Source organism: Bacillus sp. B1-WWTP-T-0.5-Post-4, from assembly GCF_009183795.1.
GTDB classification, from domain to species: Bacteria; Bacillota; Bacilli; order Bacillales; family Bacillaceae_G; genus Bacillus_A; species Bacillus_A cereus.
On sequence record NZ_WEIJ01000004.1, the window covers coordinates 179,164 to 192,008 of the forward strand.

Here is a 12,845-nt window from a genome sequence, read left to right on the forward strand (position 1 = left end):
GTCCTTTAGCTTGAAAAACACATATTCGCTTCATCTCGTTATACGTCTAGTTCTTCTTATTTTTTGCTGAATATACTACCAATATAAACTTGAGACAAGCTACATCTGTTCAAGGGAAAATAGAAAGGTAGGCAAAATATGAGCATTGAAATATGGATTACTATTATTGTATTCTTCTTAACGATGATCGTTATCTTTTGGCGGCCTCGAGGTTTGAATGAGGCGTGGCCAGCAGCAATCGGAGCTGGTATCATCATAATTACTGGACTTGTATCAAAACCAGACGTCATGGATATTATAAGTAAAATTGGCGGTGCTTCCATAACAATATTAGCGACCATCGTCATGGCAGTTATATTAGAAAGCTTCGGCTTCTTCCATTGGTCCGCAGCGAAACTGGCAAATCTAGCGAAAGGTTCTGGACGCCGTCTATACTGGTATATTCAATTATTATGTTTTCTTATGACTCTTTTATTTAATAACGACGGTAGTATTTTAATTACAACTCCCATTTTAATTCTTCTTCTAAAAAACCTTCAATTAAAACCACATCAACAAATTCCTTATTTATTAAGCGGAGCTTTAATCGCTACCGCATCTAGTGCACCAATTGGTGTAAGTAATATCGTAAACTTAATTGCATTAAATATCGTTAATATGACTCTTTATATGCATACTGCTATGATGTTTGTACCTGCAACATTAGGCTTATTATTTATGTCATGGCTCATGTATACAGTTTTGAAGAAAAAACTTCCGAAAAAATTACCTGTTTCTTCATATGATATTGAAGAAATTTTCTTCACGAAAAACTTCCATCCACTAAAAGGAAATAATTCTGTTGATACGAAACAAAAACGGACAAGATTCATGTTAAAAGTATTAGGTTTCGTCTTCCTGATGCGCTGTCTTCTATTCGTTGCATCCTTCTTATCCATCCCAATTGAAATCGTTGCAGTACTTGGTTCACTCGTTCTTCTCATTTGGAGATGGTACTACTTACGAACAAACCCTGTCGACATTTTGAAAAAGACACCGTGGCACATTTTAATTTTCGCCTTCTCTATGTACGTCATTATTTACGGACTCCACAACGCAGGATTAACAGCTGCACTTGTACAATGGCTCGAGCCAATTGTGAATCAGCATCTACTCTATGCTAGCTTTGCAATGGGCGGACTTGTATCCATCCTCTCTAACGTCTTCAATAACCATCCTGCCCTTATGATTGGTACAATCACATTAACAGAAATGGGACTAGATCCAGTCACATTAAAAACAATCTATCTTGCAAACATCATTGGTAGTGACATCGGTTCACTATTACTACCAATTGGTACACTAGCTTCACTCATTTGGATGTATATTCTGAAACAAAACAAAATTAAAGTAAAATGGAAAGACTATTTAAGTGTATCCCTTATCGTTATCCCGCTCACAACAGTCGTCACACTATTCCTCTTATTCTACTGGGTACATCTCTTCTTTGCCTTATAAACAACAGAATCCCCATTTGCTACCGTCTTAGCAAATGGGGATTCTTCTATAATAAAGTTAGGTACTACAGTGTGATCAATCAAGTAAAGAGGTGTAACGTGTTATTGATATAAATGACTACCAGCTTCTTTAAATTCTTCTGCTTTCTCTTTCATTCCTTTTTCAATTGCTTCTGTCGTTTCTAAATCATTTTCTTTTGCATATTCACGAATATCATGTGAAATTCTCATACTACAAAACTTCGGTCCACACATTGAACAGAAGTGAGCTGTCTTTGCCCCTTCTGCAGGCAACGTTTCATCGTGATATTCCATCGCACGTTCAGGATCTAAAGATAAATTAAATTGATCGCGCCAACGGAATTCGAAACGTGCTTTTGAAAGTGCATCATCACGCTGATGAGCCGTTTTATGTCCTTTCGCAAGATCAGCCGCATGCGCTGCAATTTTGTACGTAATAACACCCGTGCGTACATCATCTTTGTTTGGCAAACCTAAATGTTCTTTCGGCGTTACATAACAAAGCATCGCCGTTCCAAACCAACCGATCATCGCAGCTCCAATTGCCGATGTAATATGGTCATAACCGGGTGCAATATCTGTCGTTAGCGGCCCAAGTGTATAAAACGGCGCACCCTGACAAATATCAAGCTCTTTCTCCATATTCTCTTTAATTAAGTGCATCGGTACGTGTCCAGGTCCTTCGATCATAACTTGCACATCATGTTTCCAAGCAATTTTGGTTAATTCACCAAGTGTTTCAAGCTCAGAAAACTGTGCTTCGTCATTTGCATCTGCAATCGATCCTGGACGTAATCCATCTCCAAGAGAGAACGAAACATCGTACTGCTTCATAATTTCACAAATCTCTTCAAAATGAGTATATAGGAAGTTTTCTTTATGATGGAATAAACACCACTGCGCCATAATCGAACCACCACGCGAAACGATACCTGTCGTACGCTTTGCAGTAATTGGAATGTAACGAAGCAATACACCAGCGTGAATCGTAAAGTAATCAACGCCTTGCTCCGCTTGCTCAATTAACGTATCACGGTACACTTCCCATGTTAAATCTTCTGCAATTCCATTTACCTTTTCAAGCGCTTGATAAATCGGCACAGTTCCAACTGGTACAGGCGCATTACGAATAATCCACTCACGCGTCGTATGAATGTTTTTACCTGTAGATAAATCCATAATTGTATCTGCACCCCAGCGCGTTGCCCACGTCATCTTCTCTACTTCTTCTGCAATAGAAGAAGATACAGCAGAGTTTCCGATATTTGCATTTACCTTCACGTGGAAATTACGCCCGATAATCATCGGTTCTGCTTCTGGATGATTAATATTCGCTGGTAAAATAGCGCGGCCTTCTGCGATTTCCTTACGAACAAACTCCGGCTCTACTCCTTCACGAATTGCAACGTATTCCATCTCAGACGTAATAATGCCATTACGCGCATAATGCATTTGCGTAACATTTGCACCTTGCTTCGCTCTAAGCGGCTGGCGATCCATTTGCGGGAAAACAGGTGTATGTTTCGAAGCCACTTTCACACCATCATCCTCTGGTTTCACCTCGCGCCCTTCATATGCCTCTACATCCCCGCGCTCCATGATCCAAGAATGACGCGGCGTTGGAATTCCCTTTTCCAGCTCCACTTTATACTCCGGATCCGTATAAGGACCGCTCGTATCATACACACGGACTGGAGGATTTGGGATGCCGTTCGTTTCGCTTTGTTCAATCTCACGCATCGGCACTTTCATGCCTGCGCGTGGTCCATCCACATATACTTTCTTACTCCCTGGTAAACTCGATTTCAATTCAATTTGCTCAGCTGAAACAGACTGTTTCATAACCTTTGTTGCCTCCCCTGTTCGTGACAAGGACGAGATATGGCCAGCGCATGCCAAAATAAAAAGAGCCAGGTCCATAAAAAAATAAGGACCTGGCTCATAAAGACATCATTATGTAAAGCCGTTAACTTCCCTACGCTGGTACGAGCCAGATCAGGTCCAAAGGGTTAAGAAGATCACGCGCTTCTCTCTCAGCCTACGCATACATTAGGCACCCCTAGTTTATCACTGATTTAATTTTCAATACTTTCCCATCATACACGATAATCTGAAAAATGCAAAGGTTATTTCTTTTTCTCTTTATGGAATCATCCACGTTAAATAATATGCTTGAACATACGTTATAATACCAACAATAATTACGAAGAACACCCTATTGTAAAAATAGTTTATGATTTAACATGGGAGTTTAAAAACATCTTCACCACAAAGAGTGTTGAGAATCTTAACCATTGTATTAAGAAAATTAAGAATACTAATATACAAGAGTTTAAGAGCTTTACGAATGGATTAGCCCGGGATATTGAAGCTGTCAGAAATGCGGTAACTTATGAGAATAATAATGGTCTTACCGAAGGGAGCATAAACAAGTTAAAGCTTATTAAAAGAATCATGTATGGTCGATGCAAATTCTCCACATTGCGGACAAAGATTCTACTTTTGGAGAGAATGAAACTTTTCAATTAACTCCGGGAAGAACCATTTTTTACTTGCCAAATACATTCATCAGTCCCGTTTGCCAAAGAGCCTTTGTCTCTGCTGTATTTCGCTACAACTGCTACTGTTACCTGCCATACAACCTGCAATAGAGATAGGTAACAATTTACTATACAAGGAACAAAATTGACCTGCTCCTCCATTTAGTGATTTAACTATCTTTATTATTCAGAGCTAAAACTCAAAGAAAAATCTCTTACATTTATTGTAATGTAATTCCCTTAATATGTTAATTTTTTTTGTTGTCTTGTTAGTTAAAGGGGTACTTAGTACAAAAAATAACCGTAGATATTAGCACGAACACTGTTCTTGTTATAATTATTTTTTTTCAGAACGTCTATAATCCTCTTTTAAAAAATATATGTAAATATAATAAAAAACGAATGATTAATAGAAATATTCTACACCACCCGTTTTTTATCGGACTTCTTTTTACTGTACTTTTATTTTCTTTATGAGTTATTAGAAAAATAATTGTCTATATAAGTCTTTATTTTTTCAAAATTCTTTTCCATAAATAAGATTGCTGGTACTTCAATTATTGGAAGATTATTTTCATTATCAAAAGCTGGACACGGTTTGGGAACTACCAAATAGTCAACTGAGTTTTTATCCCTAATATAATTAATTGAAACATCATAATACTTAGAAAAATATCCCTTCAAATCATCCTGATTCCTTAAAAATGGTAGAGAAAATATTGAACCATAATTTATACCAGCGTCGACAATTAATACAAAGCATATTTTTTTCATGATACACCCTCCTCGTATAATAAGTTTTAAGTTAATAACTGTTCCTTGAAAATTAAATAGTTTTTATCTTCAAGAGCTACATCAAAAAAATGATGTATGGGTAAAATTTAGTCTTGGATACTGGGGGATTTCCCTAGATAATGGAAGTATGGAAATGGATCCATCGGGAATATGCTTACTCCTCCTGTAGTTCGACCACGTTAAAAGACTGTGACCCAGACCAAAATGCACTGCATACGCACAAGCTGTATCGGTTTCCTTCACTTACCTCTCATAATGGTGGGAGGGGCAGCTTAGATGAAGGCAATCATTGAATACTCATACGCGAGGTTGTGGCTATGTTTTTGACTCTAGGGAGATCCCACAGTATCCAAGCTCATTCCAAATACTATTCAAAGAAAGGAGGTCCTTTCTTTGAGATTATTCGTAGCTATTGATGTAAGCTCTGAAAAACTTGATGTATGTTTTCTTGACAGTCATGACACTGTTTTGAAAGAAATTTGTCTTTCAAACGATGTGAATGGTGCCAACGCCATTAAGGAGGATGTTCTCCATTTTCATCAGTTGTACAACTATAAAAAAATTGTCATTGGTATGGAATCTACTTCCGTCTATAGTTTCCGTCCTTCCATGTTCCTAACGGAAGATAAGGATTTGAGGGCTTTAGACGTGGAAGTGGTCGTACAAAATCCAAAAGCCATCCATCGGTATAAAAAACTCTTTGAAGAAGATAAGACCGATAAAATAGATACTTTCCGTATTGCCGATTTTTTACGAATCGGACGGTATAATAAGTTTCTTATCAAGGAGGAAAAATACGTTGCCCTTCAACGTTTAACACGATCTAGATATCAACTCGTTCACCAGCAAACAGAATGTAAGCAACACTTTCTGAAGAACCTTTACTACAAATGTAATACGTTATCGAAAGAGTTAAATACCTCTGTTTTTGGTGCGACGATGATGGAAATACTCTCAGATTCCCTTTCGTTGGATGAAATCGCAGAAATGGATCTAGAAGCACTCGCTACTCTTCTTCAGAAAAAGGGGAAAGGACGCTTTAGCGACCCGGAAGATTTAGCGAAAACCATCAAGAAAGCCATACGTGACTCCTACCGACTAGGTAAGGTCGTTCAAGACTCTGTGGACGTTGTATTAGCCACTTATGCACGATTGATTCAAACATTGAAAAAACAAATCAAAGAGATAGAAAAAAGCATTACTGCTTTATTCTAAGCCATTCCAGAAGCGAGATATTTAACAAGTGTTCCAGGCATTGGAGTCGTATACGCCGCGGGAATCATTGCGGAAGTTGGACAAATTGAACGCTTTGAGAACGAAGCACAATTGGCCAAATACACCGGTCTTTACTAGAAAAAATCGCAATCTGGAAACTTTGAATCGGAACGAACACCCATGACACGAACGGGAAACCAGTATCTTCGTTATTACATGGTTGAAGCTGCCAACTCTGTACAATTTCCTGAAGCTACTTACCGTGCTTATTATTTAAAGAAATATGATGAAGTTCCGAAATACAAACATAAAAGAGCCCTTGTCTAAAGCCGTAACTAGATTCGCTAAATTGTTTTTCAAATATTGAACCAAGCACTTGACTGATTGCTTGTTGAACAACCCTATCCACTACTGTCGGTATTCCCAATTTGCGCATCTTCCATAAAAAGAGCCAGGTCCATAAAAAAATAAGGACCTGGCTCATAAAGACATCATTATGTAAAGCCGTTAACTTCCCTACGCTGGTACGAGCCAGATTAGGTCCAAAGGGTTAAGAAGTTCACGCGCTTCTCTCTCAGCCTACGCATACGTTAGGCACCCCTAGTTTATCACTGATTTAATTTTCAATACTTTTCTATCATACACCATAATTTGGAAAATTAAAAGTTTATTTCTTTTGTTGTTTATGGAATCATCCACGTTAAATAATAAGCCTGAACATAAGTCATAATACCAACAATAATTACGAAGAACAAACTATGCTTCACTGTAAAACGGAACAAATCCGATTCTTTTCCAGCAAGACCAACCGCTGCACAAGCGATCGCAATCGACTGCGGGGAAATCATTTTACCTGTTACACCGCCTGTTGTATTTGCTGCAACGAGAAGCACTTCAGATACGCCGACTTGCTGCGCTGTAATGGCTTGTAAATTTGAGAACAGTGCATTCGCAGACGTATCAGACCCTGTTAGGAATACGCCAATCCAGCCTAAGAATGGTGAGAAGAACGGGAATAGGCCGCCAGTTCCGGCTAATGCTAACGCTAACGTGGAAGATAGACCAGAATAGTTTGCGATAAATGCAAATCCTAGTACGAATCCGATAGATAGAATTGGCATTTTTAATTCGCTTAACGTTTCTTTAAATGTCACTACTGCATCTTTTACATTCATTTTCAAAATAAACATGGAAATGATACAAGCAATTAAAATCGCTGTTCCAGTTGCCGATAATACATCAAACTTCAGAATTGCCTCGTAAGGCGTTGGTTTATTTACAATTGGCTCTGCTTTCATTACTAGATTATGCAGACCTGGAATTTCAAACTTAAATACAAGACTTGCTAAAGCCCCTCCTGGAGTGAATAATGCCTTAAAGAAACTTTGGCTCCAAATGACTACCATAACCGTTAATACGATAAATGGGGACCATGCCTTCACTACTTTTCCAAACGTTAATTTCGGCATCGATGCCGCTGTCGTTGTTGCTGCTACTTCACTATTTGCTTGCCCAGATTGATAAATTTCTTTCGGCTGCCAAACTTTTAAGAACAGCGCTAAACTAATTAAACTTACAAGTGCCGATGTAATATCCGGAAGTTCTGGTCCTAAAAATGTCGCTGTAATGAACTGCGTAATCGCAAATGAACTACCCGCTACAAATAACGCAGGCCACGTTTGTCGTATCCCCTTAAATCCATCCATTAAAAATACGATAAAGAATGGCACAAATAATGATAGGAACGGTAATTGATGCCCAGCCATTTGTCCAATTTTATGTGGATCAATACCTGTTACTTGTCCAGCAACTGTAATCGGAATTCCCATCGCTCCGAACGCCACTGGTGCAGTATTTGCAATCAAACAAAGACCTGCTGCGTATAAAGGATTTAACCCAAGCCCCGCAAGAAGTGCTGCTGTAATCGCTACTGGTGCCCCAAATCCTGCCGCTCCTTCTAAAAATGCTCCAAATGAAAATCCAATTAAAATAACGAGTAGACGATGATCATTCGTAATCGATAATACCGATGCACGAATCACATCGAATTGACCTGTTTTCACAGAAATTTTATATAAAAATACCGACATAATGATAATCCAAGCAATTGGCCATAATCCGTATAAGAAACCATATCCGGTCGCTGCCATTGCCATCGTGAACGGCATTTTATAAGCGAATAACGCTACTAAAACTGTAAGTACAACTGTAATAAATCCTGCCACATACCCTTTCATGCGGAAAACTGCTAAAGCTAAGAAAAAAAAGATAATCGGAATAAGTGCTACCGCTGCCGAAATCCAAATGTTTCCGAATGGATCATAAACTTGTGTCCATGTGTTCATTGTTCTCTCCCCCTAAAGAATCCCCTTTTGAATAGAATAACCCCATCAATAGACTATCAGGTCATCATACCTTTAAGTCTAAAATAAAAAAACGTTTAAGAAAACGTTTTCAACAACTTTCATTTATACTGTACCATAACAATTTCTATTAAAAAAGATTTTTTTGAAAATTTTATTATTTAACAGAAAATCTTACAAAATCGTCACGTTCTTGTAATGTTCATCGATAGGAAGTTTGCCAAAATTATTGCATAATAATAGTATAACAACAGAAATTATTTATGAGGTGATATATATGAACGGAAATAAAATATTAGCTGCGTTATCATACTTTAGTGTACTATTTGCCCCTATCTTATTCCCTATTATCGTTTGGATTGTAGGAGACGCTGAAACAAAACCACATGCAAAACGTGCTCTATGGACACACATCATTCCAAGTATCGCTACATTCATTGGCGTAACTATTTTAGGAATTATGGGTCTTGGATCTGATCAACCAGATGTAACACTTGGAATTGGATCAATGATTGTCTTAGCTATTTGCGGAATCATCAGCTTATACTACTTCATCTGGAACATTGTAAAAGGAATTAAAGTGCTGAAAGCTTAATTTTAAACAAATGTTTGTTTAAAAAGGGCCCCTTGCAAATTGCAAGGGGCCCTTTTCCTAATTCGTTCACTTTATCTTCTGCGTTTCTTCTTTTTTCTCATCATTTTCTTTCGGCGTGTATTCACTTTATCCGCTATAATGTGGAGCGTACTTGCCACAACAATTCCCATTAAGAATGTTACAATTTCAACCTCATGTTTCTGCGCAATTTCTATTAAATTACCATCCAATGCGATTACATTTAATAGTAATAAAAATGGAGAAAAGACAATTAACATGTACGCAATACGAATCACATCACCAAGTATAATCGTATGCGTAAAGAAAGATCGATGTGGCATTACTTTCTTATAAGGATACCAAAATATACGTAAGAAACCCCATTTGTTATAAGCATTACTGTACGTATCTAAATCTGGTGTTAAAAATGAAGTACCTACTAAAAAACCAATTGCAAAAGTTAATAAAAAATCAAAATTTGTTAATCCATACGAAAAGAGCAAAAACAAAACAACCGGAAGGGATATTAAGTTTATTTTCGTATGCGTTCTTCCTGATGGCATAATGCACTTCCTCGCTTACGTTCGTCCTGTCACCTCATGACAGATTTCACCTATTGACCTAATTTCTGATCGATAAATGTTGTGTCTATATCCGAACCAAACCATTCTGCCAACTTCACTCGTGCCTTATCTTTCACATCTTCATTGACGTATAACGACACCTGTATTAGTGCGGCCGTTAACGCCCCTAAATCATCCGTATAGCCAATTCCAGCAATGAAATCTGGAATCGCATCAATCGGTGCAATAAAATAAGCAAGTGCTCCAATTACAATAATTTTCACTCGTTTTGGAACATCGGGTCTTTGCAAAACGTAAAACAGTAATAAACTTGCATAAATGACCGACTGCCCTGCTTGCTTTGCAACATGTTTTACTTTCTTCCAAAACGCTTCAACTGAAAATTTTTGTTTCATGTAAAAAGCCTCCCTATTTTTAAAAAGAAATAAGCTACAATATGTTATCAGTAAAAGTTCATGGAAATTACACAAAACCTATCAATGAACTTTCATTGTAACAAACAAACTAAAAAAGAACAAGTGTTCGTTAATTTTCACACGATTTCCTTCATATAATAGATTTCTAGATAACCCTTACCCATCTTCGTTTCTTATTTCTCAACAAAGAAAATTTTCACTTCCACTTAACATTCTGCTCTACCTTTGTTATATTTTCTAGTTGACGGACATATAAACGAATGTTAAAGTTTTCTCTGGTAGTGACAAATCTTATACAAAAAATGTAAAATGTTATAGTGTTTCTCAGAAATGAATTTTGTTGTATAATACAGAAATGACGTTATGCTTATGAGCAACAAAAGAAACCAAAAGGGTATGCATAGTTATAGTCGTATATGGGTGAATATAGAACCTTTAATTATGGCCAAGAAAACTATGTATTTTTTATTTTAGCATTTTTCGCTCCAAAATCGACCAAGCCTGATAGAGAAAGGGTGGAAATGAATGAAAGAAACCTTGAAATCACAATTTCAAAATGTGCGTTTCACTGTATTCGTAGCTTTAGCCTTATGGCTGAAAACTTACCTTATTACACGCACAAGCTTTGACTTAAAACTTGAATCTTTCATGCAAGAATTCATTTTATTCCTTAGCCCATTAGCAGCATCATTACTGCTTGTTGGTCTTGCATTATTTGCAAAAGGGAAAAAACGTAACTATATAGCACTTGGAATTAATTTTGTCTTAACAATCGTTCTTGTTGGTAACGTAATGTTCTACGGATTCTACAATGACTTCGTTACATTACCGGTGCTAGGACAAACATCTAACTTCGGAAGTTTAGGTTCTAGTGTGAAAGAATTATTTAACTACAAAATTATCCTTGCATTTGCAGACATTATCATTTTCTTCGTTCTATTGAAGAAAATGAAGAACTTTGCACCTACAGAGCGTGTAGCACGCCCGATGCGTTCTCTATACTTCGTATCAACAGTTGCTATTTTCTTCGCAAACTTAGGACTTGCAGAAGCTGAACGCCCAGAACTATTAACACGTTCATTCGACCGCGTTATGCTTGTTAAAAACTTAGGATTATATGTACACCAAGTATACGATCTTGGCTTACAAGCAAAATCAAGTTCACAAAAAGCATTCGCTGACGGTAGTAAATTACAAGAAACAGAGAACTACGTAAAAACAACACAAAGTAAACCAGATCCAAATATGTTCGGTACTGCAAAAGGGAAAAACGTAATTGTTGTCTCTCTTGAGTCATTACAAACATTCTTAATTGGTGCAACAGTTAACGGACAAGAAGTTACACCATTCTTAAACCAATTTACGAAAGAAAGTTATTACTTTGATAACTTCTTCCATCAAACAGGTCAAGGTAAAACATCTGATGCTGAATTCCTAGTAGATACTTCGTTATATCCACTAGACCGTGGTGCTGTATTCTTCACACACGGTAACAATGAATATACAGCAACTCCAGAAATTTTACGTCAGCAAGGGTATCACACGTCGGTATTCCACGCAAACAACGCAACATTCTGGAACCGTAACATTATGTATCCAGCACTTGGTTATGATCGTTACTACAACGAGCTTGACTACAAGATTACGCCAGAAACAAAATTAAATTGGGGATTAAAAGATATCGAGTACTTCGATCAATCTATTGATATGTTAAAACAAGTGAAGCAACCATTCTATACTCGCTTCCTTACTTTAACGAATCACTACCCATTCACTTACGATGACAGTACAAAATTAATCGACGAATACAATTCTGGTGATGGAGTATTTGACCGTTACATGGTAACCGCTCGTTACTTAGACGAAGCAATGAAACACTTTATTGAGCGTCTAAAAGCAGAAGGTATTTACGACAACTCAGTAATCGTATTCTACGGTGACCACTACGGTATTTCTGAAAACCATAACCGTGCAATGGCACAGTTCTTAGGAAAAGAAGAAATCACTGCATTTGACCATATGAACTTACAAAAAACACCGATGTTTATTCACGTTCCAGGTCAAAAAGAAGGTAAAACAATTTCGAAACCAACTGGTGAAATTGACATTAAACCAACTATTCTAAACTTACTTGGTGTAGATTCTACAAATGACGTTCGATTCGGTCATGATGTATTCTCACCTGATAATAAAGGATTCGTTGTTCTTCGTGACGGTAGCTTCGTTACAGATAAATACATGTACACAAACAGTACATTCTATGACCGTGCTACTGGCGAAGTTGTACAATTACCGAAAGAAGAATCTCAACCACTAATTGATCGCGCCCAAAATGAATTGAACATGTCTGATAAAATCATTGAAGGTGACTTACTTCGCTTCTCTGAAAGTAATAAGATCAAAACTGGTGAAGTAAAAACAGTTATTAAAGAAGAAAAGAAGAGTGCTGAGTAATCTCAGCCTCTTTTTTTATTTTCTTCCATACAACTACTTATATTCATTAACTTTAAAATTACATAACCTTTACCAAATATTCACATAGTGTTAATGAAGAATCTCTATAATAAAATATGTAAACGAGGTTCTACATATTTCTTATCTCTCATCTTTCGTAAGATCCCTTAAAGAAGTGTGTAAATCTTTTGTTTCTACTTTCTTATAATTGTCTTTCAACATGTTTTGTTTCCATACACAAAACATTCAACGAGACAATGTCCCTATGAAAGATAGCTACCCTCCTTGTGCAGCATTCCATAAGAATGTTGCTTTTTTTTATTTAAAAGCAGGATTCTCATTCTTATTTTCGAATTTGTATATACA

The 12,845-nt window shown here is 37.0% G+C and carries 11 protein-coding genes, 2 pseudogenes and 2 riboswitches; of the genes and pseudogenes, 6 read left to right on the top strand and 7 right to left on the bottom strand.

What is annotated here, in order from left to right; genetic code table 11:
* The first annotated feature begins 138 nt into the window (after positions 1–138).
* On the top strand, positions 139–1,497 hold the full coding sequence (locus GBN91_RS15135; RefSeq protein WP_000021123.1) for an arsenic transporter: 1,359 nt from the start codon (positions 139–141) through the stop codon (positions 1,495–1,497).
* A gap of 101 nt (positions 1,498–1,598) precedes the next feature.
* Here GBN91_RS15135 and thiC read toward each other — a convergent pair whose 3' ends face one another.
* Both thiC and GBN91_RS29685 read right to left on the bottom strand, forming a co-directional pair.
* Positions 1,599–3,359, bottom strand: coding sequence for a phosphomethylpyrimidine synthase ThiC (gene thiC / locus GBN91_RS15140; RefSeq protein ID WP_152121676.1), 1,761 nt, complete (start codon positions 3,357–3,359; stop codon positions 1,599–1,601).
* A 113-nt stretch (positions 3,360–3,472) separates the two neighbouring features.
* A riboswitch (TPP riboswitch) is annotated at positions 3,473–3,588 on the bottom strand.
* Between the two features lie 71 nt (positions 3,589–3,659).
* Positions 3,660–3,731: pseudogene (locus tag GBN91_RS29685) on the bottom strand (L-lactate permease); the annotation flags it as partial.
* Between the two features lie 45 nt (positions 3,732–3,776).
* On the opposite strand from GBN91_RS29685, the gene GBN91_RS29690 reads away from it, so the two are divergent.
* Complete coding sequence (locus tag GBN91_RS29690) at positions 3,777–4,046, top strand: transposase (protein WP_371410331.1); 270 nt, start codon at positions 3,777–3,779, stop codon at positions 4,044–4,046.
* Between the two features lie 482 nt (positions 4,047–4,528).
* On the opposite strand, the gene GBN91_RS15150 is transcribed toward GBN91_RS29690, so the two are convergent.
* The gene (locus tag GBN91_RS15150) at positions 4,529–4,831 is read right to left on the bottom strand and encodes a hypothetical protein (protein WP_000717619.1); all 303 of its coding nucleotides are present in this window, start codon (positions 4,829–4,831) and stop codon (positions 4,529–4,531) included.
* A 414-nt stretch (positions 4,832–5,245) separates the two neighbouring features.
* On the opposite strand from GBN91_RS15150, the gene GBN91_RS15155 reads away from it, so the two are divergent.
* Both GBN91_RS15155 and GBN91_RS29695 read left to right on the top strand, forming a co-directional pair.
* Positions 5,246–6,067 carry an IS110 family transposase gene (locus GBN91_RS15155; protein WP_414826872.1) on the top strand — a complete coding sequence of 274 codons (822 nt, stop codon included), beginning with the start codon at positions 5,246–5,248 and terminating at the stop codon, positions 6,065–6,067.
* 66 nt (positions 6,068–6,133) lie between these two features.
* Positions 6,134–6,394: pseudogene (locus GBN91_RS29695) on the top strand (transposase).
* Here the strand turns inward: GBN91_RS29695 and GBN91_RS29700 are convergent.
* Together GBN91_RS29700 and lldP are read right to left on the bottom strand one after the other, a co-directional pair.
* Positions 6,321–6,476, bottom strand: coding sequence for a hypothetical protein (locus GBN91_RS29700; RefSeq protein WP_457550088.1), 156 nt, complete (start codon positions 6,474–6,476; stop codon positions 6,321–6,323). The pseudogene GBN91_RS29695 and the gene GBN91_RS29700 sit on opposite strands and share 74 nt — an antisense overlap.
* 87 nt (positions 6,477–6,563) lie before the next feature.
* Positions 6,564–6,679, bottom strand: a riboswitch (TPP riboswitch).
* Positions 6,680–6,750: 71 nt separating this feature from the next.
* Positions 6,751–8,412 carry an L-lactate permease gene (lldP, locus tag GBN91_RS15165; RefSeq protein WP_152121680.1) on the bottom strand — a complete coding sequence of 554 codons (1,662 nt, stop codon included), beginning with the start codon at positions 8,410–8,412 and terminating at the stop codon, positions 6,751–6,753.
* A 295-nt stretch (positions 8,413–8,707) separates the two neighbouring features.
* On the opposite strand from lldP, the gene GBN91_RS15170 reads away from it, so the two are divergent.
* Positions 8,708–9,025 (top strand): magnetosome magnetite crystal formation protein family, encoded by a 318-nt coding sequence (locus GBN91_RS15170; RefSeq protein WP_001014099.1) that lies wholly within the window; start codon positions 8,708–8,710, stop codon positions 9,023–9,025.
* 71 nt (positions 9,026–9,096) lie between these two features.
* Here GBN91_RS15170 and GBN91_RS15175 read toward each other — a convergent pair whose 3' ends face one another.
* Together GBN91_RS15175 and GBN91_RS15180 are read right to left on the bottom strand one after the other, a co-directional pair.
* Complete coding sequence (locus tag GBN91_RS15175) at positions 9,097–9,588, bottom strand: metal-binding protein (protein ID WP_001139061.1); 492 nt, start codon at positions 9,586–9,588, stop codon at positions 9,097–9,099.
* 50 nt (positions 9,589–9,638) lie between these two features.
* Complete coding sequence (locus GBN91_RS15180; RefSeq protein WP_000810369.1) at positions 9,639–10,004, bottom strand: YkvA family protein; 366 nt, start codon at positions 10,002–10,004, stop codon at positions 9,639–9,641.
* A 546-nt stretch (positions 10,005–10,550) separates the two neighbouring features.
* Between GBN91_RS15180 and GBN91_RS15190 the strand changes: the two genes are divergently transcribed.
* Positions 10,551–12,479 (top strand): LTA synthase family protein, encoded by a 1,929-nt coding sequence (locus GBN91_RS15190; RefSeq protein WP_000665350.1) that lies wholly within the window; start codon positions 10,551–10,553, stop codon positions 12,477–12,479.
* The last annotated feature ends 366 nt before the right edge of the window (positions 12,480–12,845 follow it).